26 protein-coding genes and 1 pseudogene are annotated in these 22,722 nt (G+C 36.6%); 13 read left to right on the top strand and 14 right to left on the bottom strand.

Annotated features, from left to right (window positions below):
- Window positions 1-131 precede the first annotated feature (131 nt).
- Entirely contained in the window at window positions 132-590 is a 459-nt protein-coding gene (locus D3873_RS00540; RefSeq protein ID WP_119882174.1) for a staygreen family protein, read from the top strand.
- 178 nt (window positions 591-768) lie between these two features.
- Here D3873_RS00540 and D3873_RS00535 read toward each other — a convergent pair whose 3' ends face one another.
- Window positions 769-1,074, bottom strand: coding sequence for a DUF378 domain-containing protein (locus D3873_RS00535; protein ID WP_119882173.1), 306 nt, complete (start codon window positions 1,072-1,074; stop codon window positions 769-771).
- Window positions 1,075-1,542: 468 nt separating this feature from the next.
- On the opposite strand from D3873_RS00535, the gene D3873_RS00530 reads away from it, so the two are divergent.
- On the top strand, window positions 1,543-2,082 hold the full coding sequence (locus D3873_RS00530; protein WP_119882172.1) for a sigma-70 family RNA polymerase sigma factor: 540 nt from the start codon (window positions 1,543-1,545) through the stop codon (window positions 2,080-2,082).
- The gene (locus D3873_RS00525; protein ID WP_119882171.1) at window positions 2,069-2,734 is read left to right on the top strand and encodes a hypothetical protein; all 666 of its coding nucleotides are present in this window, start codon (window positions 2,069-2,071) and stop codon (window positions 2,732-2,734) included. The genes D3873_RS00530 and D3873_RS00525 overlap by 14 nt, the downstream gene beginning before the upstream one ends.
- A 60-nt stretch (window positions 2,735-2,794) precedes the next feature.
- Here the strand turns inward: D3873_RS00525 and D3873_RS00520 are convergent, their stop codons facing one another.
- Complete coding sequence (locus D3873_RS00520) at window positions 2,795-3,433, bottom strand: CPBP family intramembrane glutamic endopeptidase (protein WP_119882170.1); 639 nt, start codon at window positions 3,431-3,433, stop codon at window positions 2,795-2,797.
- A 216-nt stretch (window positions 3,434-3,649) separates the two neighbouring features.
- Between D3873_RS00520 and D3873_RS00515 the strand changes: the two genes are divergently transcribed.
- The 3 genes from D3873_RS00515 to D3873_RS00505 all read left to right on the top strand — a co-directional run bounded on the left by D3873_RS00515 (window position 3,650) and on the right by D3873_RS00505 (window position 6,306).
- Window positions 3,650-5,095, top strand: coding sequence for a DEAD/DEAH box helicase (locus D3873_RS00515; RefSeq protein ID WP_119882169.1), 1,446 nt, complete (start codon window positions 3,650-3,652; stop codon window positions 5,093-5,095).
- 118 nt (window positions 5,096-5,213) lie between these two features.
- A complete protein-coding gene (locus D3873_RS00510; RefSeq protein WP_119882168.1) occupies window positions 5,214-5,978 on the top strand; it encodes an SDR family NAD(P)-dependent oxidoreductase in 765 nt (254 codons plus the stop codon).
- Window positions 5,979-6,000: 22 nt separating this feature from the next.
- A complete protein-coding gene (locus D3873_RS00505) occupies window positions 6,001-6,306 on the top strand; it encodes an ArsR/SmtB family transcription factor (protein WP_119882167.1) in 306 nt (101 codons plus the stop codon).
- A gap of 107 nt (window positions 6,307-6,413) precedes the next feature.
- Here D3873_RS00505 and D3873_RS00500 read toward each other — a convergent pair whose 3' ends face one another.
- The gene (locus tag D3873_RS00500; RefSeq protein ID WP_119882166.1) at window positions 6,414-7,358 is read right to left on the bottom strand and encodes a sensor domain-containing diguanylate cyclase; all 945 of its coding nucleotides are present in this window, start codon (window positions 7,356-7,358) and stop codon (window positions 6,414-6,416) included.
- Window positions 7,359-7,546: 188 nt separating this feature from the next.
- Between D3873_RS00500 and D3873_RS00495 the strand changes: the two genes are divergently transcribed.
- Complete coding sequence (locus D3873_RS00495) at window positions 7,547-8,224, top strand: TerC family protein (protein ID WP_119882165.1); 678 nt, start codon at window positions 7,547-7,549, stop codon at window positions 8,222-8,224.
- 155 nt (window positions 8,225-8,379) lie between these two features.
- Here the strand turns inward: D3873_RS00495 and D3873_RS00490 are convergent, their stop codons facing one another.
- The 3 genes from D3873_RS00490 to D3873_RS00480 form a co-directional block, all read right to left on the bottom strand.
- The gene (locus D3873_RS00490; protein WP_119882164.1) at window positions 8,380-8,628 is read right to left on the bottom strand and encodes a hypothetical protein; all 249 of its coding nucleotides are present in this window, start codon (window positions 8,626-8,628) and stop codon (window positions 8,380-8,382) included.
- Window positions 8,629-8,885: 257 nt separating this feature from the next.
- Window positions 8,886-10,517, bottom strand: a complete 1,632-nt coding sequence (locus D3873_RS00485) for a hypothetical protein (RefSeq protein ID WP_119882163.1) — start codon at window positions 10,515-10,517, stop codon at window positions 8,886-8,888.
- The gene (locus D3873_RS00480; protein WP_119882162.1) at window positions 10,510-11,310 is read right to left on the bottom strand and encodes an ABC transporter ATP-binding protein; all 801 of its coding nucleotides are present in this window, start codon (window positions 11,308-11,310) and stop codon (window positions 10,510-10,512) included. Before D3873_RS00480 ends, D3873_RS00485 begins: the two co-directional genes overlap by 8 nt.
- A gap of 195 nt (window positions 11,311-11,505) precedes the next feature.
- On the opposite strand from D3873_RS00480, the gene D3873_RS00475 reads away from it, so the two are divergent.
- From D3873_RS00475 to D3873_RS00460, 4 genes are all read left to right on the top strand, one after another.
- On the top strand, window positions 11,506-12,273 hold the full coding sequence (locus D3873_RS00475; RefSeq protein WP_238473797.1) for a LysM peptidoglycan-binding domain-containing protein: 768 nt from the start codon (window positions 11,506-11,508) through the stop codon (window positions 12,271-12,273).
- 148 nt (window positions 12,274-12,421) lie between these two features.
- Window positions 12,422-13,405 (top strand): ABC transporter substrate-binding protein, encoded by a 984-nt coding sequence (locus D3873_RS00470; protein ID WP_119882161.1) that lies wholly within the window; start codon window positions 12,422-12,424, stop codon window positions 13,403-13,405.
- 1 nt (window position 13,406) lies between these two features.
- Complete coding sequence (locus D3873_RS00465) at window positions 13,407-14,162, top strand: ABC transporter ATP-binding protein (protein WP_119882160.1); 756 nt, start codon at window positions 13,407-13,409, stop codon at window positions 14,160-14,162.
- Window positions 14,146-14,946, top strand: a complete 801-nt coding sequence (locus D3873_RS00460) for an ABC transporter permease (RefSeq protein WP_420798996.1) — start codon at window positions 14,146-14,148, stop codon at window positions 14,944-14,946. Before D3873_RS00465 ends, D3873_RS00460 begins: the two co-directional genes overlap by 17 nt.
- Before the next feature lie 275 nt (window positions 14,947-15,221).
- On the opposite strand, the gene D3873_RS00455 is transcribed toward D3873_RS00460, so the two are convergent.
- The 4 genes from D3873_RS00455 to D3873_RS13530 form a co-directional block, all read right to left on the bottom strand.
- Complete coding sequence (locus D3873_RS00455) at window positions 15,222-16,667, bottom strand: reverse transcriptase domain-containing protein (protein ID WP_119882158.1); 1,446 nt, start codon at window positions 16,665-16,667, stop codon at window positions 15,222-15,224.
- Window positions 16,661-17,287: an SLATT domain-containing protein gene (locus D3873_RS00450; RefSeq protein WP_119882157.1), complete on the bottom strand. Its 627-nt coding sequence runs from the start codon at window positions 17,285-17,287 to the stop codon at window positions 16,661-16,663. The genes D3873_RS00455 and D3873_RS00450 overlap by 7 nt, the downstream gene beginning before the upstream one ends.
- 144 nt (window positions 17,288-17,431) lie before the next feature.
- Window positions 17,432-17,782 (bottom strand): hypothetical protein, encoded by a 351-nt coding sequence (locus D3873_RS13535; RefSeq protein ID WP_238473796.1) that lies wholly within the window; start codon window positions 17,780-17,782, stop codon window positions 17,432-17,434.
- An 86-nt stretch (window positions 17,783-17,868) separates the two neighbouring features.
- Complete coding sequence (locus D3873_RS13530) at window positions 17,869-18,252, bottom strand: nuclease-related domain-containing protein (protein WP_238473795.1); 384 nt, start codon at window positions 18,250-18,252, stop codon at window positions 17,869-17,871.
- Between the two features lie 333 nt (window positions 18,253-18,585).
- Between D3873_RS13530 and D3873_RS13685 the strand changes: the two are divergent.
- Together D3873_RS13685 and D3873_RS00435 are read left to right on the top strand one after the other, a co-directional pair.
- A pseudogene (locus tag D3873_RS13685) lies at window positions 18,586-18,983 on the top strand (GNAT family N-acetyltransferase).
- A 17-nt stretch (window positions 18,984-19,000) separates the two neighbouring features.
- Complete coding sequence (locus D3873_RS00435; protein ID WP_119882155.1) at window positions 19,001-19,303, top strand: hypothetical protein; 303 nt, start codon at window positions 19,001-19,003, stop codon at window positions 19,301-19,303.
- 228 nt (window positions 19,304-19,531) lie between these two features.
- On the opposite strand, the gene rlmH is transcribed toward D3873_RS00435, so the two are convergent.
- The 4 genes from rlmH to D3873_RS00415 all read right to left on the bottom strand — a co-directional run bounded on the left by rlmH (window position 19,532) and on the right by D3873_RS00415 (window position 22,718).
- The gene (gene rlmH, locus D3873_RS00430) at window positions 19,532-20,011 is read right to left on the bottom strand and encodes a 23S rRNA (pseudouridine(1915)-N(3))-methyltransferase RlmH (RefSeq protein ID WP_119882154.1); all 480 of its coding nucleotides are present in this window, start codon (window positions 20,009-20,011) and stop codon (window positions 19,532-19,534) included.
- Window positions 20,012-20,100: 89 nt separating this feature from the next.
- On the bottom strand, window positions 20,101-20,265 hold the full coding sequence (locus tag D3873_RS00425; RefSeq protein ID WP_119882153.1) for a CxxH/CxxC protein: 165 nt from the start codon (window positions 20,263-20,265) through the stop codon (window positions 20,101-20,103).
- Window positions 20,266-20,424: 159 nt separating this feature from the next.
- On the bottom strand, window positions 20,425-21,636 hold the full coding sequence (locus tag D3873_RS00420; protein ID WP_119882152.1) for a S1C family serine protease: 1,212 nt from the start codon (window positions 21,634-21,636) through the stop codon (window positions 20,425-20,427).
- A gap of 293 nt (window positions 21,637-21,929) precedes the next feature.
- Window positions 21,930-22,718 carry an MBL fold metallo-hydrolase gene (locus tag D3873_RS00415; protein ID WP_119882151.1) on the bottom strand — a complete coding sequence of 263 codons (789 nt, stop codon included), beginning with the start codon at window positions 22,716-22,718 and terminating at the stop codon, window positions 21,930-21,932.
- Between the last annotated feature and the right edge of the window lie 4 nt (window positions 22,719-22,722).

Genomic DNA, 22,722 nt, shown 5'->3' with positions numbered 1-22,722 from the left:
CCTACCCCAAAGAATCGATGCCTACTCCTAGTATCGGTCGTCCACGTCTGAGAATCGATCGTTTACGAGTAGGGATGAATAGCTAACGCAAGCGAATCATACTATCTAGAAAAAAGGTAGGAAGTGTTTACTTGAGTACGTTTAACCCCGATAAACTTTTCGTCGAATATAGAGATGGTGTGACGCCGACACAGCCAATCATTCCTAGGCATTATACATTGACACATTCGGATATCACGGCAGAATTGTTTTTAACAATAGGGTTTCGATTTGCAGAGGATAAAATTACGCAGATGAGAGATGAAGTACTTGGTGAATGGAAATTAGTCAATGATCATTATGTGTATCATGTATATTTGGAGATTGATGCTCAATTTAATTTACCTATGGCATCCATACGAAATGCTGTCTTTCGACGGGAACTTCCACTTGCTTTACAAGCAATTCGTTATGGCGATCGGAAATTTTTCCGAGTCCACTCTTTTTTGGATTACTCCCCCATTCTCATTCACTTTAACTCGACCTACCCTTCGCTACAAACGACCGAGTACTGGGGAACATTCGCTATGTACACGTATAGCCCTTCATGATGTTGGTGTGTATTGAGAAAATAGTTGTATACTTAGATACAAAAATCCGAACAATGTCGATTTTCTTAACAGAATTTCGACGTATCGTTCGGATGCTTGTTTTCCCTCATTACATTTAATCCAGCTGATTTCTAGATTAACGAATTCAACTATTACTAAAAGTCATTTCTCTCCAGCCTTATTTCTTCTCTCTCATTTGATCCTTATCTAAATAAAATTCTTCTGCGAATTCTGTTTGTAAATTAGGATTGGAATAGCGTGTTTGACCTCTTCTTGACGTTTCCAATTCGGCACTCGGTTTAAATAATAACCCTAAACAAACGAGTGCACTTAATCCCACCAAATCATAGACCAATCGAGATAAGAAAGAATCTTGTCCACCAAAAATGGACGCGACTAAGTCATATTGAAATAATCCGATTAAGCCCCAATTTAGTCCCCCAACAATAAGTAGTGCTAACGCAATTCGTGAAACAATGCTCATACCAAAACTCCTCTGAATGTAAATTTTTATCGTCTTCATTTTTCACCTTAGTTTACGTTGTAGTAAGACTTTGCTCGTATCGTTTCTCTTATTAGATACAAAGAAAGTGCATATACAAAAACTATGGCATTTAAATGAAATTGATTCATTCTTATGTTTAGCAAAAGTCTATTTTTTTATACGCATATAGTAAATAGACACATTAAAACGCGCAAATTCCTTCCCATTTTATAAAAATTAATTTTCTTAAAAAGAATTCCTCCTTTTCACGATCCAGGTTATACTGCCATAAAGATGCGACCATTTTGGCAAGACGAATACAAATTCACGATATGTTTTCCAAAGGAATACATAGAACAGCGAGTTTCAATTCTTTTAGGAACGAAAAAAAAAATCTAGAAGAAATTTCGTTATGACGGGTCATTTCCAACTTGGGAATCGTCTAATTGGTAAGAAGGTGGTAAAGAAATGGAGAATTTGAGTGTTGCAGGGGTCATGGCAAAAGAAAAGCGAGAGGAAATCTTATCCGAATTGATGCATGAGTATGGCGATGATCTGAAAAGAATTGCCTTTTTGTATTTGAATGATTTAACAGAGAGTGAAGATATTATGCAAGAGGTTTTTATCACGTGCTTTCATCAATTACATACTTTTAAAGGAGATTCCTCCTACAAAACTTGGCTAATTCGAATAACGATTAATAAATGCAAAGATTATAAGAAAAGATGGAGTTTCAGAAATATTTATTACCGAAAATCAGTACCAGAGCTAGTACTAATGTCTTACGATCATTCATATCAGCAAGACGGTGAGCTCATCGAGTTTATCTCGCAGTTGTCTCCAAAATACAAAGAAGTCCTTATTCTCCATTATTATGAGGATATGACCATGAACGAAATTAGTAAGATATTAAGCCTTAGTATTAATACGATTAAGTCACGATTACTTCGTGCAAAAGAAGCGTTACATAAGAAACTAGAAAGGAATGAGCGCGATGGATCCATTTGATAAAGATGTTTCGACAAAACTGAAACGATACGTAAACGAACACGTTTCCTTTAGTGCAAACGAGAAAAATAATGTGTTTGATTCTATACAGAAAATAGACAAACGTTCCATGCGTTTTCAGCCTACCTACTGGGTCGTTCTATCGTTTGTCACCGTTTTAATCGTCTTTTTTGGGAAATCATTTATTTCCGAATGGAATGTGCAAGATTCTCTCTCTGCTAATCCTCCGAGCGAGTCAAGCAGCGAGATCAACTATTTGGATGAACTAAATAATGTGCAACTAACTGTTACAGATCGAACCGAATTGCCTGATCATGTCACTACATATACGATCGAAATACAGAATACTTCTATGTATCCTATTTTGGATGGTGAATTGTTTTTAAGTTATGATATTAAACTGCCAAACGGACAAAAGGAAAACCCGTTCAAAGTAGAAATAGAATTGCCCGATGAAATAAAACCTGGAGCGCACCTTAATAAAGAATTGATTGTGCCGAATAATCTCTTCCAACCAGATATGGTGAACACGAAAGAGCAATCTCTTTCTATGCATGGGTTTATTCATAAAAAAATACCTGCGAATCGATTTTCGATTCTTCGCTCTATGAGTGAGGACACGGAGGATGAAGGATCGCTTAAATTGCAATGAGACATAAGAGCACGTTACCTCATGAAGAGACAACGTGCTCTTTTCGTGTAAAAATACTTCTTACATCACAAAATGAAGGTACACAAGCATGATACCTAAATCGGCGATTGCGTGACTAAATATTGGCGCCACAATAGAGTTTGTTTTAAATCGAAAGTACCCCCACATGATTCCCGCAATAAAAACAGCCACTACTGCAATGAAGTTGAATGGAAAACTAAAAAGAAAATAGACAGACAACAAGTGGTACAAGCTATAGAAAAAAGCGGTTATTGTAATAGATTTTCCTGCTCCAACTTTGCTTACTAGCTTTCCAAACATGTAATCCCGCCAGTAAAGCTCTTCTAATATCGGATTAATGAAAATCAAAAAGAGCACGAGCCAAATGACCATTGAACCAGTAAAATTCCACTCCACCAGCAGTTCTTTCAGCTCGGACAAATCAAACACGGATTCCTGCAGTAAATAGACCGAGCCGTAAATGGAAATGAGACAGAGTAACCCACTTATGATTCCAAGAAGAACCGATTTCTGTGTACTTCCCCATTTTGGTGAAGGTTTTTTCTTGTGATGGTAAAACGAAAAAACGGCTAACCATCCGTAAAATAAACCAAATGTAATGGGCACATTTTTCAGTACGATTAAACCAATCAGTATCATAATTGTAGGTCCTATTAATTGTAAAATTAGTTTTGCCATACTTCCTCCACCTATCATTATTTCCAAAAAAAGTTATCTTTTCTCATTGTAGCATGTCCTACTTTGCCAAAATGAATGATTTTCTACTACACGAAAAGAAAACCAACTTCCTCTCCTCTTTTCACGTATAATGAACTTTAATCAGAACATGCATACAATACTTTTTAGCCGAGAATTCTATCCATAGGACGAAAAACCAGCAAATGAGGTTATAACATGAATACAAAAACGTTTAACGATTATCCATTAAGTGAGGAAATCACTCGAGCTCTCTCCGTTTTAAGATACAATACGCCAACGGAAGTCCAACAAAAGGTGATTCCACTAGCAATAGAGAATCTAGATTTAGTTGTCAAAGCACAAACGGGGAGTGGGAAAACTGCCGCTTTTGGTATTCCAGTTGCTCATTTAATCGCTTGGGATGTAAAGAATCCTCAAGTCCTCGTGCTGACACCAACGAGAGAACTTGCGGTTCAAGTGCGCGATGATATGACGAATATCGGTCGATTCAAACGACTAAACGCACTCGCTCTTTACGGGAAAGAACCGTTCGCAAAACAAAAAGATGAATTGAAACAGAAAACGCATATTGTGGTGGGAACTCCTGGGCGAGTGAAGGACCACATTGATCGCGAGACACTCGTGCTAGATGATATCAAGTATCTTATTATTGACGAAGCAGACGAAATGTTAAACCGAGGCTTTTTAGAAGAAGTAGAAGGAATTATACGTGAGCTACCGAGTGCACGCGTCACGATGTTATTTTCTGCGACGTTACCAACAGATATTGAAAGTCTTTGCCACCGCTATATGAACGATCCAATTCACGTCGAGGTGGAGTCAACTGGCGTGACGGCGGATACAATTGAACATGTTCTAATGGAAGTAAAAGAAGAGCACAAGATGTCATTACTTAAAAATGTCACCGTTGTGGAGAATCCGGATAGCTGTTTAATCTTTTGTCGCACAAAAGAAAATGTCGATACGGTGTATGCGGAACTAGAAGATGCAGGCTACACGTGTGAACGATTACACGGAGGGCTTGAGCAAGAGGATCGCTTTGCCATTATGGAAGGCTTCAAAATGGGCAACTTCCGTTATTTAGTTGCGACGGACGTTGCAGCAAGAGGAATCGATATCGATAATGTGAGCCTTGTCGTCAACTACGACGTGCCGATGGAAAAAGAGAGTTATGTCCATCGTACTGGTCGTACCGGTCGTGCTGGGAATAAAGGAAAAGCAATCACGTTCAAAACACCATACGAAGACAAGTTCATGCGAGCGATTGAGAATTATATTGGCTTTACCCTTGAAGTGAGCGATGCACCAAGTCCGGAAGACGTCGCAAAAGGAACAGCCGATTTTAACGAGAAAGTAAATCGAAGACGAGCAGTGAAAAATAACCGTACTGCTCGAATTAACCAAGACATTATGAAACTTCACTTTAGTGGCGGGAAAAAGAAAAAGATTCGTGCCGTCGACTTCGTTGGAACAATCACGAATATTCCTGGTGTGACCGCTGAAGACATTGGCATTATCAAAATTCTCGACAACATGTCCTACGTCGATATTTTGAATGGCAAAGGTTCTCTAGTAATTGAAGCCATGGAGAACATGACGATTAAAGGGAAGAAATTGAAAGTAAGCAAAGCACATAAATAACGTATCGTGACGCCGCCCCTCATCTACTGGATGAGGGGTTTTCTTATTGACAATCTCTCTTTTATCAATCATCATATGTTTAAACACTTAAACATATTAACATTTAGGAGGAACATAAATGAAACAAACTGCCTTAATTACAGGTGCTACAAGCGGGTTAGGCTATGAATTTGTTCAATTATTTGCGAAAGATAACTATGACCTCATTTTAGTCGCTCGAAATGAAGAAAAATTAGAAGCGATCAAATCAGAGTTTCCGCATATAAGCGTTACGACGATTTCTGCGGATCTATCGCAACCTGGTTCCGTGAGAGCAGTGGTTAACGACATCAACAGTAAAGGGCTTCATGTTAATGCCTTAGTAAATAATGCAGGATTTGGTTTGTTAGGTAAGTTCGAAGAGTTAAATATTGAAAAGCAACTAGAAATGATTCACTTAAACATTTCCGCGCTTACCGAGTTAACACATGCTTTCTTACCGCAGATGATTCGTCAAAAATCAGGAAAAATAATGAACGTTGCGAGCACTGCAGCTTTTCAACCAGGTCCTTTGATGGCCGTCTATTATGCGACGAAAGCATACGTCCTTTCCTTCTCAGAAGCACTGGTGGAAGAACTGAAAGACACGGGAGTAACTGTTACAACACTTTGTCCTGGCGCTACTAAAACCAATTTTGGTGCTGTCGCAAATGTGGAAAAAACGAAAATGTTTAGCAGTGCCATGGAAGCACCTACAGTTGCCACTCTAGGATATGAAGGCATGCAAAAAGGAAAGCGTGTCATCATTACGGGAAGCTCGAACAAAATTGGAGCCACTGTCGCTAAATTCTTACCTCGAAGTGTCGGTGCCAAAGTTGCGAAGTATGTAGCCGGAGAAAAATAATAATCATTTGAGGTGACTAAGAATGGCTCAACCAGCAATAGACGTATTTAGAGCGTGTATTCCACTCTTTCAAACATTTGCCGATCCAGCAAGACAAGACATCATCTTGTTGTTGGCAGAACATGACACACTAAGCGTCAATGAAATTGCAGATCAATCCGTTTTAACAAGACCTGCTGTCTCCCATCACTTAAAGATATTAAAAGACAACGGACTCGTACAAATGGAGAAAAAAGGAACGCAGAGATATTACTCTCTATCCCTTGAAGCAAGTGTTGAACAACTAAAAGAATTAATACACATCGTGGAAGAGGATTGTATTTTATAGAGTTCGAATGGAATTAGTTTAACTTCCAGTGCCAGTGCATGAAACATTTATGAAAGTTTAAACAGATGGTTTTGTTTAAATAATCATGTTAGTTTCTGACACTGGCATTATAAACAAGCTACTTGATACCTATTCTTCCCTGCTGCTTTAGCTAGATAAAGTGCATTATCCGCACGTTTCAACACATCATGTAAAGAAATCGTGCTGTTGGGTGAATAATGTGCAATGCCAATACTCGTAGAGAGCGGAAATCCCGACTCCCACTCACTTAACACGCCTAACACTTTTTCTGCTCGATTTTTCATTTCTTCTTCGCTCGTAATGTGAGAGAAATGCACGATGAACTCATCTCCACCCAACCGAACAGCAAAACATTCTTTCTCATTTTCTACAAACTGATGGAGTTTTGCCGCAACTTCTTTCAACACACGGTCTCCAACATCATGTCCATGGACATCATTTACTTTTTTAAAGCCATCTAGATCGAGAAAGAAAATCATTCCTCCATTTTTCGAATAGTCCTCGAAATGTTTAGAAAGATAGTGTCGATTGTATAAGTTGGTTAATGAGTCTTTAAACGCCACTCGCTCCAAATCCAAATAATACGAAAACATCCTTGCGATTTTTTGAAGTAGCGCGATACTCTTGTCGTCAAACTCGCTTACTTCATGATGCGCAACACATAATGTCCCAAAATTCTCTCCATTAAGTAACGCAATAGGAATTCCCAAATACGAATGTATCTTTGCTTCTTTCATGATAGTTCGTAGATCCACTGGACACGTGTCCTTTGAAATATCCGGAAACACTAAAGGCTGTCTTTTTTCAAAATCAATTCGATTACATACCGTTTCATGAATTGGAATTACTTGTCCTTCCGACAACAAAATCTTCGTATTCCCATCCGACATTTTAAGAATAATTTGTTGGTTTTCACTAAATGAAGTTAAATAAATCAATTTATCCGGCAAAATTTCTTTCGCAAGTTCTAACACATCACTAGCAAGCTCATCAAAATTTCGATACATCTTCAACTCTTGTAAAGCTACCATCCCAAATCACCTCGTTACATGAATTTTACCATATATTTACGTTTGAATAGAGAGCAATTCTACTTGAGAATGAAAGATGCACTTTCCGGTTTTCGCAGCTCTCTTTGATTTTCAATAGCTTGAAAGATTTTTCAGGAAGAGTATGATGGGATAGGAGATACAGAACAAAATCGAAAGAAGTTGACTAAATGGACGCACATTTCTTCGGAATATTACTCGAAATTGTATTGATTAATATCGTACTAAGTGGCGATAATGCAGTAGTTATTGCGCTTGCTAGTAGGAAATTATCGGAAGATAAACGAAAAAAAGCCATTTTCATTGGAACAATTGGTGCTTTGGGACTGCGAGTGGTACTTACCTTTGCAGCAGTCTATCTGTTAGAAATTCCTTTTGTCGAGATTATTGGCGGACTGTTATTGCTGTATATCGCGTTTGATTTAATCAAATCGGCGAATGACGATCCGGATTTACACTCCTCTACCTCGCTTTTTGGAGCGATTCGTACGATTATTTTTGCTGACTTAGTGATGAGTTTGGATAATGTACTAGCAATTGCAGGCGCTGCAGAAGGAAGCATTGTCTTAATTGTCATTGGACTAGCTATAAGCGTGCCACTCATTATTTTTGGTAGCCAACTTATCATGAATTTAATGGATAAATATCCGTTACTCGTGTGGATTGGATCGGCAATCATTGCCTATACCGCTGGTAAAATGATGGTCGATGATAAATATGGTCATCTGTTTGTAGAACGCACTTGGCCAGTATTGGAATATATTATCCCCATTGCTTTTGTTTTATTAATTGTTGGATTAGGTAATCTCGTCAACAAAAGAAAGCAAAAAGAAGTAATTGCTTCATAAAAATGAGCTGCCCTTTCGTGATGGAAAAATCATGGAGAGCAGCTTTTTAGTTTGTATCAGTTACATTTAAATTAAGTGCTGCAAGTTCAAGAAAAAAACAGTGAAAGTTTCTATTTGCCTTCAACGGGGTTTCTTACAAATTTCTCTGGATTTCCTTAATATAAAGTGCTCAAACTTACTAACGCAATAAATATTCTTACTATCTGAATGATAATCCCGATGACACTTAATTTTTTAGCAATATCTGCATATTCTTTTCCAATTTCCTCGCGTTCCTTGACCTCTTTTATACATTGATTCGCAAACGTAATACCAACAAATCCAAAAATTATTCCGACCAATGGCGTTAGGATAGATAATACACCGAAAGCCAGAGAAACAAGAGATTTTAGATTTGTCTTCATCATTTACCTCTCCTATTCAATCTTCCATTTTTTATTTGTTCTTTCTCTCAAAATAATTTCCATTCTCACAGCACTTTTTTATAAGCTCGTCTCTCTGCATACTCACTGCATGCTAAACAAACCTTCAGCACTTCCCCTTTGTCATTTCGAAACATACGTAAAGGTTCTACTTTCCTTTTACAGATTGCACAAGATTTCTTCCAAAATCCAAACATGTCCTTCTCCCTCGTATCTCTTATCGTCTTTTTTCCGGTTCTTTACCTCGCTGTTCTAAGTGCTGAGAAAGTGCCTTTCCATCCTACAACTACTAATACTACTAACAAGCTCAAATAGATTGGAACTCCGTATGGAACTGCAAGAATTATGTAATGCACGATAACAAATGGACCGATTAATAAGGAAAGAAGCAATGTTTTCGCTGTGTTGTCTTCTTTCATCGTTTTAAATGATCGAGAAAACGGAAAACGTTCATTGTCCGATAATCGATAGACCAAAATTAGTTGAGCAATCCCTGAAAGAAATGCAATTATCAGATGTGGTATGACGGAAACAGAAAATATCCACGTAAAGCAGATACTTAATACTAGAAATATCGGCAAGTAAAATTTCGTAAGAAATGCCTTATACGTCGCATTATATATGGTCGTCACGCGTTCCAAAGGAACCGTTTGGAAGATCCAGCTTGCTCGATAATTCCCTGAAAATTGAAGGAACGAAATGATAGACGTCATCAGAAAGTTACTGATGTAAATGATTAGAAACCCTTTCCCTTCTGACACTCCTTCTAATGTCCGAAAACTCATTTCATTCGCAATAAAGATTAACGGAATAAAAAGTGTCAATGCAACGCCAGGATAAGCTTTCAATTTGAAATCTCTATCTTTCTCCATCATGAATGATGCGAAACGGTACAGTGCTCGTTCCTCTTTTGAACGATTCACTATAGGTGTCAATAAATCGTTCAAACTTCTAATTTTTTTCTTGCTAGTAGTAGAATGTGCCGCTAACTTTTGAATATTTTTTTCAAATGACGCCATCATTTTCACATATACAACGATAGATAGTAATGGAATGATCACCGCGAATGCGGATAGCAACTTAATTTCATTGGAAGTGTTGCCACCCAAAAGCCATTCAAATGGAGCTGCAAACCAAAAAGCTGGTATAAACAAATTCCACCAATCAAATTGATAGTTAAAACCTGCATCAGAGAAATTAAACGACCTACTAATCAATTGATATCCTAAAAACACGCCAACACTTAGAATAATTTGCGTGTAGTTAATAATGTCCTTTAATCTTTCACCATCAAAGAATTTCAAGACAAGTAAATATAGAAAAGCTGTAAGTACTATCACAAACAAACTGATAAGCATCAAAGCAGTAAGAAAGATACTCGCAAAGATTGGACCATGCCTGAATAGACTAACAACCACAGGAATACCAACGAAAGCACCTGTTATAGCGACGATATAAAGAAAGATGTGGATGGTTTTTGCCGCTTGGATTGTTCGGTTATTCACTGGTTTGGTGTTTAACATTGTTTTATCCCGTAAATCAAGTAAGACACTGGAATAATCCGAAATCATTGTCGTCAGTAAAATAAATAGAGTAATCCCAAAAACAAAACTTAACGAAATCATATAATTCGCTTGGAGAACAATAAAGGGAATTAAAATAAGGCCGTAAAGTGCATAAACGCCTAGAGATTTGATAAAGTTTTTTGACTCTTTCTCGCTTTTTTCCCCTTCAAAAATAGTCGGAACACGTCTGTCATCCATGACTAGCTTCATTTGAAGAATTTTACGCATGATATCGTAGTCAATGCCCATTATCAAAAATAATTTTCGAAAAACATCCATTATTCTCAGCACTCGAAAATCATTCATGCTTACTTCCTCCAGCCATTGTACGAACAAGACGCTCGGCAATCTGCTGGTGATCATTAAAACCAGTTAACTGATTAAATATTTCTTCTAATGATCCTTGTTCACTTTTCGAGACTAGCTCTGCGAACGTTCCATCTGCTACAACATTCCCGTTCACTAATAAAATGATTCGTGTACTAATCTTCTCGACTACATCCATAATGTGTGAAGAGTAAAAAATGGTTTTTCCTTGTGCAGCAAGTAGAGCAATCATTTCTTTCACTACTAACATACTGTTTGCATCGAGACCACTAAGTGGTTCATCGAAAAATAATAACACTGGATCATGCAATAGACTCGATATAATGAGCACTTTTTGTTTCATTCCTTTGGAAAAGGAGGAAATACGGCTATCAAACACGTGATCTAACTCAAAATTTTTCATTAACTCATGTGCTTTTTCTTCTGCCACTTTGCGGTCAAGTCCATATAATTCTCCAGAAAAGGTTAGATACTCTCGTGGTGTAAGTGTTTCATATAACTCTGCATTCTCCGGAACATAGCCGATTTTTTTCTTATACGAAATGTCTCCATTAGCAATATCTTGTCCGAAAATCTCTACCGTTCCTCGATATCCTTCCACAAGACCTAGCATGATTTTAACCGTCGTGCTTTTCCCTGCGCCGTTTGGTCCAATATAGCCAATTATCTCACCTTGATGCACATCTAGATTTATGCCATTTAGTACAATTTTATTGTCATATTTCATCGTTAGATTATCTAATGATAGTACTTTCTCTTTAAATTCAGTCATATTTATCCCCCCTAATAAGTGTACCATCATTCCAACATTTGGATGTTATAAAATCAGAATTTTTCAAATTCAAATGTATATTTAAGGTGAAGATTCTTTTAATTAGCTTTTTTATTTCTTTATACGTCTTTTATTTCGCTACTAACACCGAAAACTACTTCGTTGAATACATTGTAGGGTGAAGTGCATGCGCACATGAAAGTTCATGAAGAAGGAGTAGAAATTAATATGCTTCATCACTCGATGAATGTTTCTAGTTATACCATCCAACCCGGAGATACTTACTGGGAGTTAGCACAGCGATATAATCTTTCCGTGCATGATATTGTCGCGGTAAATCCTAGAGTAAATCCTTGTGCTTTATATGTTGGGCAAATGATTTATTTACCCATTTCCTTAAGTTCTAGCAAATGTTTATGCGCAGCCGAGGTAGAGCTAAAAGAAAACATGCGTAGTCTTTGGGAAGAGCACGTTGCGTGGACGAGAATGACAATTATCAGTATGGTATTTAACCTACCTGATGTTGACATGGTAACTGCTCGGTTGCTTCAAAATGCTACAGACATGGGAAATTTACTGAGACCTTTATATGGAGATCAAATCGCAGATATGTACAGTGCATTAATTCGAGAGCACTTAGAAATAGCTGGTGATCTTGTGAAGGCCGCTCTAGAGGGGAATGAACAGGAAGCTACTACTGCCGAAACAAACTGGTATCTCAATGCGGATCAAGTCGCTTCTTTCTTACATCACATTAATCCTTTCATTTCGGAAAGTGAATTTCGCACGATGTTTTACCGCCACTTACAGTTAACAAAAATGGAAGCTGTGTTGATGATGAATAAAGACTATCAAAAAGGGATTGCCGAATATGACACAATTCAAGAACAGGCTCTGGGGATGTCAGACACTATTACCGCTGCCATTGTAAAACAGTTCCCGCTTATTTTTAGTCAGTGTTAGTAAGTAGAATTTGTTTTGGGTAATTTTAAAAACAAGCTCTGATAATGCTACCATTCGTAAAAATAGAACTTTTCACTACCCTTTTGGGTCAAACACCAATTTCACGTGCCTGGCATACGCTAGTACATATCATAAGGAGAGAAGGTACATGAAAGTGAAATGGAAAGGCACGGTAGGTTTAATCGCTATGATTTTAATGTTAAGTGCTTGTGGGAAAGAAGAAGTGAAGGAAGTTCAACTTGGCGAAGTAGCACGTTCGATTTTCTACGCGCCTTTATATGCCGGTATTGAGAAGGGCTTTTTTGAAGAGGAAGGATTAGCGATCGACGTGACCACCATACCCGGCGGAGACAAAACAATGACTGCCCTCTTATCTGACGGGGTCGATATCGCGTTAATCGGTGCGGAAACGTCTATTTATGTGGCTGGCCAAAACCCAAATGATCCGGTGGTCAATTTTGCTCAATTAACGCAAACAGACGGTACTTTTTTAGTTTCACGTGAAAAGGTTGAAAACTTTGATTGGAACATGTTAAAAGGGACAACATTTTTAGGACAACGTGCAGGCGGAATGCCCCAAATGGCTGGTGAGTTCGTACTGAAAAATAACGGCATCAATCCGCAAGAAGATTTAACGCTTATTCAAAATGTGGATTTCGCCAATATTCCAAATGCCTTTGCATCTGGTACAGGGGATTTTGTTCAACTTTTCGAACCAACCGCTAGCATTTTTGAAGAACAAGGAATGGGAACCGTTGTGGCTTCTTTTGGAGAAGAACTTGGGGCAATTCCTTATACAGTCTTTATGACGAAGGAAAGTACGCTAGGTGATAAAGAGCTGATAGAAGGTTTTACACGCGCTCTTTATAAAGCTCAAAACTGGGTATACGAAAGTTCCGCGACAGAGGTCGCAAAAGCGATTGCACCTTACTTTGAAGACACCGATTTAGCGCTTATTGAAAAAGTAGTCGAGCGTTATCGTGACCAAGCGTCCTATGCAAAGGATCCAATCATTGATGAAAATGAATTTGAGAATTTGTTACAAGTAATGAAAGAAGCGAATAAACTTGAAACAGATCCAGACTACACCAAATTAGTAAATCGAACCTTTGCAGAAGAGGTTGTGAAGTAATGTGCGTCTAATTGAAGCATCATCTCTTCAACATATCTTTTTTTCCGAAGAAGGTTATACCGTCGCTCTTGAAGATGTTTCATTTTCCATAGAGGAAGGAGATTTCATTTCTTTCATCGGTCCAAGTGGGTGTGGAAAATCGACCCTTCTCTCCATCATTGCAAATTTAATCAAACCTACTTCTGGCAGACTCACACAACAAATCTCACCATCTGAGATTGGGTATATGCTACAACAGGATTACTTGTTTCCATGGAAAACGATCAAGGAAAATATTCTCCTTGGCTTACGTCTACAAAACCGAGAAGACACAGAAATCGTCGACGATTTACTGCGTCGCTTTCAACTCACCCATACCGCTAACTTTTACCCTGCACAGCTTTCCGGCGGCATGCGTCAACGCATTTCTCTTGCACGTACACTTGCCGTACAACCACGGTTACTCCTATTAGATGAACCTTTTTCGGCTCTCGATTTTTATACCAAATTACTCCTCGAGAATTTTGTCGCAAAGACAATCCAACAACTCGAGAAGACTGCCATTCTCGTAACACATGATATCGCAGAAGCAATTGCGATGAGTGACCGAGTGTATCTATTTAGTAACCGCCCAGGTACCATTTTAAAAGTCTTTGATATACCGGAAGAAATTCGGAATCTAGCTCCTTTTGAAGCCAGAAATTCCCCCTTGTTTCAGCCTTTATTCCAAACTATTTGGAAGGAGCTCGAAGCGAATGGATATGAAAACGTTACATGAAAATTTTCGACAATCGCAAAAACAAGAACGAAAACGCATTCAATTTCTCCAACTCTTTTTACTCGTTGCACTCTTTGCTACATGGGAAATTACTACGCATTACCGACTACTAGATCCATTAATCTTTAGTAGTCCATTAGCCGTCTCGAAATTGTTTGTGTCGAAAATAGTGGATGGTACATTATATGTTCATGTTCTAGTGACACTTTTTGAAACCATCATTGGCTTCATTCTCGGGACCCTACTTGGTACATTATTTGCCTTTGGATTGTGGTCCTCGCACACAGCAGCAAAAGTGTTAGACCCCTATTTAGTCGTACTCAACGCAATGCCAAAAGTAGCGATTGGACCTATAATCCTCGTCATCTTTGGCCCGACCATCTTTTCCGTACTCGTCATGGGAGTCTTAATCTCAGTCGTCATCTCCACCATCGTGATCTTCTCCGCTTTTCAACAAGTTAATAAAAACTATGTGAAAGTGATGGAGCTCTTTCAAGCAAGTCGAATGCAAACATTTCAACACGTTATCTTGCCAGCCTCCGTACCATCTATTATCTCTACGCTAAAGGTCAATGTAGGGTTGTCATGGGTTGGCGTTATCGTAGGAGAATTCTTAGTCTCTTCACAAGGTCTCGGCTACTTAATCATCTCAGGTTTCCAAATCTTCAACTTCAACCTCGTGTTTTTAGCACTATGTATAATCGTCATTATGGCGACCATAATGTATAAAATGGTGGAGAATTTGGAGAAAGTGCTTTTAAGAAAGTTAAATTATCATGCATAAGAAAAAAGCCCTGTAAAGATGTTGAATGGTCAACATAATTGCAGGGCTTTGACATTTGAAAAACTCTTATCTAAAAAAGATGGGCTCATAAAAAATTCATTTCTAATCTGATTCCTTCCATTTCCTTCAAATTTACTTAAATTTCTCTATATATATATTCGTCAAAAATTTTGTTCATATCTTTAGTGGCGCTTACTATGTAAATATTGATTTGCTCACCGTTTGATTTGAATTGACTAGAGTTACTTTCTTCCATTAAATTTTTTCTTTGGTATTTAAAGTTTTTTCAAATACTTATTTATGAAATCTACATAGTCTTTATTTAAATATTCTACTTTTTTTAGAAGATTTTTATTTTTTTTTCTATTTTGAAATAAATATCCTATGACAACCATAGAGTCTCTAAATTTTAATTGATCCTTTTTATACATATAACTTAATACACGTTTGATGTTACTTCCATCCACAATTTTTTTATTCTCCAAATAACGATTTACTAATATATATAAAACAGTGAATTGTGATGGATTAAAAAAAATATAATTCCATTTTTTAGAAATTAAAAGTAAATCTCTATAATTTAATCTTTTCCATTTTTCTGTAAAGATAATATTTGATAAGACTTTATTACTGTCTCCACCGTTAACTGAAAGATATTTATCTAATAATTTTAGATATTCTTGGATATAAATTCCGTCTTTCTTATACATTTCGTTTAATATACTTATAAATTCTACCAGCCCGCCACTATTTATTACTTCATTAGCTTTATCATCAATTAATTTTTCACTCGAATAACTTGTTTCATTCATTGAAACGATGTCAATCAATTTAAAACTTTCTTCATTTTGTTCTGGCTTAAGCAATTTCGTTTTAGAGGAATTTAACACCAATCCGTCAAACCAAAGTAATGAGTTGATATTGTCTACTAGATTATTTACTTCATTCAATTTGTACTCTCCTGATTTTTTGTAAATATACATATCATCAACGAAGCGTATTAAATTCAATTTATTTTCTTGCAATAGTAACGAAAGTTTTTCATCAAAATCTAACAGGTAAATTTGTGAGAGTAATGACGAAGCAATTGAATAGTGAAATTGTGGTAAAGTGTTAAAATCACAATATAAGAAAAATTTCTCTAATTCAGTCACTTCATAGCATTCACCAATACGATTTTTTAATTTGTTTATTAATATTTTTGTTGAAATCGAATTAAAAAAATCTTTAATATCTACCTTAATGACATGTTTATCAAAATATTTTTCTCTTTCTTGTCGAAAAAGATTGTAACTTTTATTAAAGATAGCATTATTATCAATTTTATCTTTATGATTTGTAAATTCTAAAATTCCTGAATAAAATGTTTCCATATGATTAGTTGAAAAATTAACAATCTCTGTGTCATGTCTTTTTAATTTTAGAGATACATTAAATACTAATTTTGTATAATATGCATAATAAATTGGACTAATTAGGTACATACTTCTCGGTGTAAACGAATCATTTTTAAAAAGAAAATCACGAGCTAATATAATTTCATTGTGCTTAAAGAAATTATGAACATTTTTATCAAGTTCTTGTTTAATTGATTTATCCGAGCTATAGAAAAAAAGATTTTTTAAAGATATCGATTGAATATTATAAATTTTTTTTTGGGATAAGGCTTTAATATAAGATATCGTTAATAAACTAATATCTAGTTTCTCTCTAATTACCATACTATTATTACCAAAATAAGAATGGGAATAAAAATGAATATTTTATTGAAACTTAACAAAATATTGTCAGTAGTATAGTCTAATACTTTAATCTTTTCATTATCTCTTGAGAGTCTTTTTATGTTGTCTATAGACTCATGGTTTTCATTGTTTTTTAATATAAGCTGATAATTCTCCATAATTGTTAAAAAATAACTCTTTCTCTCTTCATAATTTTTATTTTCTTTATTGCATTTTAAGTCTATTAAAATGCTCTTCAATTTTAGTATTTGATCTTCAATTTCTAGTTGGTGAGAATGTGATTTTAAAGCTCTTTCTCTGTAATTTAATTCACTAATATAATATTGAAGCAAGATTACATAAATCGAAAATCCCCCTGAGATTAATGCGAAATTACTTTGTCCAAAGAAGATATTTAAAGATTCTCCCCCAAGTGACAAAAGTATAAAAAATACAGCCTCAAGGTTTAAAAAGAAAAATATAAATTTCCATTTGTCACTATAATTATTAAGTCTTTTGCTCATTTCAATGCGATTATTTCTAGTTTTGTTAAAACTATTAATTTTTTTAATAACTTCTGATTTTAAGTCAATATCTCTATAATCAATTATTTTGGACATTAGGACACCTATTATTACCTTTTTTTAATAATTATAACAAAATTTAGTTCGTACGCGATTCTAATAAACTATTATTGTAGTTCATACATTTACGAAAGTTTTTTTAATTTATATTGTAGATTAATCTCAGAAAACAAAAAAACTTTATTTTGAAAGCAACTTTTGATGCTCAAAGCAATAAATCTTACCTTGGAATTTTTTATTAGACTCACAAAAAGCCGCTACTTTTTGAGTAACGTTTTTATTACAAATGACACATGTAAACTTCATATCTTCTCTCTTAATATTGCGATTTTGAATCGCGGTATTATGTAATTCTCTTTCGCTTATGTCCTCTATGTTGGCTTGTTTAATTGTTGTTGAAATTTCTTCAATTTCTCCAATGGTCAGAGGTTCTATCTCTTTTTGAAATTTTAAGACATTCATTTTTCTATTAATAAATTCAGAGAGTTCCACATCGTAAACCAGTAAGTCACTTGAAGTTATTTTTCTCATATCGTCTTCAACTTTAAAAGTACATCGTTTCGTGAATGAGACCATCGAGATGAATCTCTCATTATATTTATTGCCCTGTAGTTGCTTCAAAATTTGAATGTGGCCATAGTTTTGGAAAAAGGATTCATCATTTTAAATTTACCGTTTACCGACCACTCTTTTCGTTCTTTCGCTCCATATATTGTGCCTTGATAATTTTTCGTCTCGATTACAAATATTGCGTGAGTTGTAATAACAACGTGATCAATCTGAGAAAATCCTGAAAGCGATTTTGGATTTTTCACCATGATGTCTGATAAGTGTTTAGTAGGAGCAGGTAGCTGATCTAACTGAATATCAATTTTGTATTCTCCTAATTCACCTTTTCTTGATGCACTTACACTATTTTTCTTTTTAGTCGGAATAGATTTCTTATTAAATTCGTTATTCGTACTATCTTTCGTTTTCTTCTTAAAGAATGAAAAAAACACTACGTTTACTTCCTTTCTATTACCTACTGCTTCGTATAAGTTCAAATTCACAATAAATATTAATAAAAAAATTTTATAAATAACCGAATCATTTGTGAAATTTATTTTTAAAAATAATCTTTTAACTTTACAATTAATGGTAACACATAAAAACCTGATTGTTTCATTTTTCAGAAATTTACAACCATTCAAAAATATGATTACCTTTTTTGGGGGGAATTGAAAGTGCTTAATATAGAAACAGAAAGATTGAAATTAATTACCTTTAAGTCGGAGATAATGGAAGCTTTTTTAACGAAACATCCTGATTTAATTTAATTAGTTCCTTATGAGATTGTACCGGGGTATCCTCTTGACGTATACAAACAATTCTTTCCTTATAAGATTGAACGATTCAAGAATTTTCCTGAAGAAAATGAGTGGGAAGGTCTTATTATTCTTAAACGAACGAATACGATTATCGGCGATATGGGGTTTAAAGGTGGACCAAATGATGCAGGAGAAATGAACCTTGGATATAGCATTGTACCAGAATACGAGGGTAATGGTTATGCGACAGAGATGGGCAAGGCTTTGTGCAATTGGGCAATAAATTTGCCGATGTGCAATCGATTGTGGCAACTTGTGATCTTGATAATGCCGCTTCTAAAAGAGTACTTGAGAAAGTGGGTTTCAAAGTCACACACCAAACTGGTCAAAAATATCACTGGTCCTATGCTGGAATTTACTAGATTGGAGACTCCTTTAAATGAAATTATCGTATATACTTCTCCTACTTCTTAGTGTCACAGTTTCAGGATGCACTTCTACTTCCTTCACCGAAGATTTTCGAATCAACGGGACGATAAAGGAAGTCATTCAAGAAGAAGAAATGTTGCTCATTGAAGGAACTCCAGCTAGTGGAGGGAATTTAGCCACGTACGAAATACCTGTTGCATCTTTATATGGCTATGAGGAAGGACAAAAAGTGGAAGTCATTGTGTACTCGAATACGGATGCGGATGTTTGGCATCTAGATAACATGAAATTTGATATCACGTTAATCGAGTGAAGGCAAGGTAAAATGATAGGTACAATCATTGTCATTTCAACATTAAAATTTGTTTTGCGTGAAACTTTTTACTTATTAATATATCTACTAGATAGGCAATAATTTTTGAAGAATTTTACTCATCCGAATTAAATTACTTTTTTCTGTCGTGCCTCAAATCCACGATCCAGCACATGAAAATATTTTGTAAATTTACATATAAATCTTCTTGCACTGGAATCCGGATTTTTATTTATGATAAGGTTCTCCCTTTATAATCCGAAACGCTCGATACACCTGCTCCACCAATACCAATTTCATCAATTGATGCGGTAATGTCATTTTCCCAAACGACAGTTGCTCATTCGATCTTTTTAACACTTCTTCACTTAGCCCCAACGATCCTCCGATGACGAAGGTGATTTTGCTTTTGCCGTAAGTCATGAGTTGGTTGATGTCTTCTGCTAGTTGTTCGGATGATTTCATTTTTCCATTGATGGCGAGGGCGATGACGTGAGCATCGGGTGCGATTTTTGCCAGGATGCGTTCGCCTTCTTTACGTTTGACGAGTAGCATGTCGGCTTCGCTAAGATTTTCCGGGGCTTTTTCATCAGGTACTTCAATAAGATCCATTTTGGCATAGGAACCGAGTCGTTTGACGTATTCGTCGATGCCCATTTTTAAGTATTTTTCTTTTAATTTTCCAACGGTGATAATGGTGATATTCACAGGTTATCCCCTTTACATTAAATTTACAAACAAGCTATCCACAGAGTTTATCAACATATCCACAAGCCGAATCTATATATAGTGGCCGATCATTCGTTCGCTACTAAATATGTTGCGGGCTCTTCACAAAATTCGCACGTTGTGGACAACTTTTCTTGTTCTGAAAGTTCTGTTAGGATTGGGAACGTTTTTTCATTTGCGACAAATCGGTCAATCCCTGTATCCACATGGGCTAAACAACATTTGAATTCCATTTTTACTCCTCCGAATCTTTCCACATAGTTATACACAAATTACAGTTACTTATCCACAACTTATTGTAACAAAGAAAAAACGAGCGGAAAAGGGACTGTTGTCCCTCTCCACTCGCCATGTTACGGATTTGTAAACGAGATAAGTTATCCACATGTCGTTTATAACGCCGTATTATCTGTAAGTTTCAATTCCACTTCCATCAATTCACCTTTGCGGTAAATTTTCATGGTCATGTTGTCTCCAACTTCTTTGTCACTATATAAGTGTTTACGTAGAGCGATACTGTCTTCAATTTTCTCGCCGTCCATTTCGACAATGACGTCATACTGTTTAAGTCCCGCTTTTCCAGCTGGTGAGCCTTCGACTACTTGATCAATGACGACACCGCTTTTCACTTCTTCTGGTAATTGTAGAACTTCGCGTTGCGCCATAGCGGATACGTTCATCACATCCACTAATGTAACACCCATTGTTGGTCGTTTTACTTCTCCAAATGACTCTAAGTCTTCGATGATTGGAATTGCACTATCTACTGGAATGGCAAGTCCCATACCCTCTACTTCGTTTTGCGCAATCTTCATGGAGTTAATACCAACGAGTTGTCCTGCTAAGTTAACGAGTGCACCACCACTATTTCCTGGATTAATCGCAGCATCGGTTTGTAGTACTTCTGCTTGCCAGTCAATTTGGTTATCTCCGTTTAAGTCGACTGGAATGGCACGGTCTTTCCCCGAGACTACACCAGTTGTTACCGATCCAGAAAATTCAAGTCCGAGTGGATTACCGATTGCAATAACGGTTTCACCTTGTTTTAACGATTCTGAATCGCCAAATTCAATAACGCTTTTGACATTTTTCGCGTCCATTTCAAGTACGGCTAGGTCTGTCCAGATATCTGTTCCTAGTAATTTCGCTTCGATTTTTGTGCCATCGGATAATGTTACTTCTAATTGATCCGAGTCTTGGACGACGTGGTTGTTTGTCACGACATACGCTTTGCCATCCGATTTTTTATAAATGACTCCTGATCCTGTTCCGGCAGCTTGTGCTTCTGAGCTTGGATTAAAGATATCTCGAGAGCTTTGTAAATTCGTCACACCGACAACTGCGTCTTTCGCCGTTTCAACCGCGGTCGTGACATCTGTTGTAATATCTGCACTTAATTGAACAGATTCTTGCTTCGCATTCGTACTTTTTAAAACACCTGTATTTCCTGGCATAACATTACCGAGTGACGGTACAAGCATCCAGACAATTAGTGCTCCAATTAAAACACCGATTAATCCGGTAAAAAAATATCCAGCTTTACTTCCCTTATTTACGACCCGAACTTGTTCTGTCCCAGGTGTATGATTATCGTAATATCCCATAGGGCTCATTCCTTTCGTTTGAGGTTCTATCTATAATCTACCCCACGAACATTAAAATCAGATGAAAATAGGTTAAAACTTTGAAAAAAGTTGAAATTTCTTGTTTATACAGCAGCCGTAAGAATTCTTTTTCATTCTCTCTATTCTATTCCTCTATCGATCCACATTAGAATAACGCAGTGCTTTCATGAATTTACTCCAACCTAGTTAGAGGATGTCTGCTGTCACACAGCCAGAAACACGAAAGAGGCACTACATTCCAAAAAGAAAAAAACCTTGTCACGTGGACAAGGTTAAACTGGTACTAATTCAGTAGGTGTTTCGGCGTCAGTATCATATAAATCGACGTACTCACCGGCGATGATGCCACACGAACGAAGTGTTTGCGTAACGCTCATACGCGCGAGGTCTTTCATGTTGTTGTCTTTACTTAAATGCGACAAGTAAATGCGTGTTGGTTTTTCTTCCATCACTTCACTCATCGCGATAGCTGCGTCTTCGTTTGATACATGTCCAACGTCGCTTAAAATTCGACGTTTAACGGACCACGGATATCTGCCCATTTGCAGCATGCTGACATCGTGGTTACTTTCAAACACGTAAGCATCCGATCCACTAATGTGACCTTTCATGCGGTCACTAACATAACCAGTATCGGTGATAAGAGATAGCTTGCGACCATTTTCTTCAAAGACATAAAACATCGGATCCGCTGCGTCATGCGAAACGGAAAACGATTGTATATTAATCGAGCCAAATGATTTGGTTGTTTCCATATCGAAATGGAATTTCTGATCGAGTGGCAACGTACCTAGTTGGGAATCCATTGCCATCCATGTTTTGGCGTTCGCGTAAATCGGCACGTTGTACTTCCGCGCCACGACACCTAACCCTTTAATATGATCACTATGTTCATGCGTCACAAGTATTCCAGTCAGGTTCTTCATGCTTCGATCTATGGAGGCAAAAAGCCCGTCCATTTTCTTGCCGCTTAACCCAGCGTCAATCAGAAACGAATGCTCATCATTTTCAACAAAGATGGCATTTCCTGAACTACCGCTTGCTAAAACACTAAAACGCATACTA

The sequence above is a fragment of the Paenisporosarcina cavernae genome (genome assembly GCF_003595195.1).
In the GTDB taxonomy this organism is placed as follows: Bacteria; Bacillota; Bacilli; order Bacillales_A; family Planococcaceae; genus Paenisporosarcina; species Paenisporosarcina cavernae.
This window is presented reverse-complemented; position numbering and strand designations above follow the sequence as displayed.

What these genes read in the sequence shown, in the direction of transcription:
- D3873_RS00535 (WP_119882173.1), bottom strand. Translation starts at nt 1,074, where the DNA reads ATGAGCATTGTTTCACGAATTGCGTTAGCACTACTTATTGTTGGGGGA.
- D3873_RS00530 (WP_119882172.1), top strand. Translation starts at nt 1,543, where the DNA reads ATGGAGAATTTGAGTGTTGCAGGGGTCATGGCAAAAGAAAAGCGAGAG.
- D3873_RS00525 (WP_119882171.1), top strand. Translation starts at nt 2,069, where the DNA reads ATGGATCCATTTGATAAAGATGTTTCGACAAAACTGAAACGATACGTA.
- D3873_RS00520 (WP_119882170.1), bottom strand. Translation starts at nt 3,433, where the DNA reads ATGGCAAAACTAATTTTACAATTAATAGGACCTACAATTATGATACTG.
- D3873_RS00515 (WP_119882169.1), top strand. Translation starts at nt 3,650, where the DNA reads ATGAATACAAAAACGTTTAACGATTATCCATTAAGTGAGGAAATCACT.
- D3873_RS00510 (WP_119882168.1), top strand. Translation starts at nt 5,214, where the DNA reads ATGAAACAAACTGCCTTAATTACAGGTGCTACAAGCGGGTTAGGCTAT.
- D3873_RS00505 (WP_119882167.1), top strand. Translation starts at nt 6,001, where the DNA reads ATGGCTCAACCAGCAATAGACGTATTTAGAGCGTGTATTCCACTCTTT.
- D3873_RS00500 (WP_119882166.1), bottom strand. Translation starts at nt 7,358, where the DNA reads ATGGTAGCTTTACAAGAGTTGAAGATGTATCGAAATTTTGATGAGCTT.
- D3873_RS00495 (WP_119882165.1), top strand. Translation starts at nt 7,547, where the DNA reads ATGGACGCACATTTCTTCGGAATATTACTCGAAATTGTATTGATTAAT.
- D3873_RS00490 (WP_119882164.1), bottom strand. Translation starts at nt 8,628, where the DNA reads ATGAAGACAAATCTAAAATCTCTTGTTTCTCTGGCTTTCGGTGTATTA.
- D3873_RS00485 (WP_119882163.1), bottom strand. Translation starts at nt 10,517, where the DNA reads ATGAATGATTTTCGAGTGCTGAGAATAATGGATGTTTTTCGAAAATTA.
- D3873_RS00480 (WP_119882162.1), bottom strand. Translation starts at nt 11,310, where the DNA reads ATGACTGAATTTAAAGAGAAAGTACTATCATTAGATAATCTAACGATG.
- D3873_RS00475 (WP_238473797.1), top strand. Translation starts at nt 11,506, where the DNA reads ATGAAAGTTCATGAAGAAGGAGTAGAAATTAATATGCTTCATCACTCG.
- D3873_RS00470 (WP_119882161.1), top strand. Translation starts at nt 12,422, where the DNA reads ATGAAAGTGAAATGGAAAGGCACGGTAGGTTTAATCGCTATGATTTTA.
- D3873_RS00460 (WP_420798996.1), top strand. Translation starts at nt 14,146, where the DNA reads ATGAAAACGTTACATGAAAATTTTCGACAATCGCAAAAACAAGAACGA.
- D3873_RS00455 (WP_119882158.1), bottom strand. Translation starts at nt 16,667, where the DNA reads ATGGTAATTAGAGAGAAACTAGATATTAGTTTATTAACGATATCTTAT.
- D3873_RS00450 (WP_119882157.1), bottom strand. Translation starts at nt 17,287, where the DNA reads ATGTCCAAAATAATTGATTATAGAGATATTGACTTAAAATCAGAAGTT.
- D3873_RS13535 (WP_238473796.1), bottom strand. Translation starts at nt 17,782, where the DNA reads ATGAGAAAAATAACTTCAAGTGACTTACTGGTTTACGATGTGGAACTC.
- D3873_RS00435 (WP_119882155.1), top strand. Translation starts at nt 19,001, where the DNA reads ATGAAATTATCGTATATACTTCTCCTACTTCTTAGTGTCACAGTTTCA.
- D3873_RS00425 (WP_119882153.1), bottom strand. Translation starts at nt 20,265, where the DNA reads ATGGAATTCAAATGTTGTTTAGCCCATGTGGATACAGGGATTGACCGA.
- D3873_RS00420 (WP_119882152.1), bottom strand. Translation starts at nt 21,636, where the DNA reads ATGGGATATTACGATAATCATACACCTGGGACAGAACAAGTTCGGGTC.
- D3873_RS00415 (WP_119882151.1), bottom strand. Translation starts at nt 22,718, where the DNA reads ATGCGTTTTAGTGTTTTAGCAAGCGGTAGTTCAGGAAATGCCATCTTT.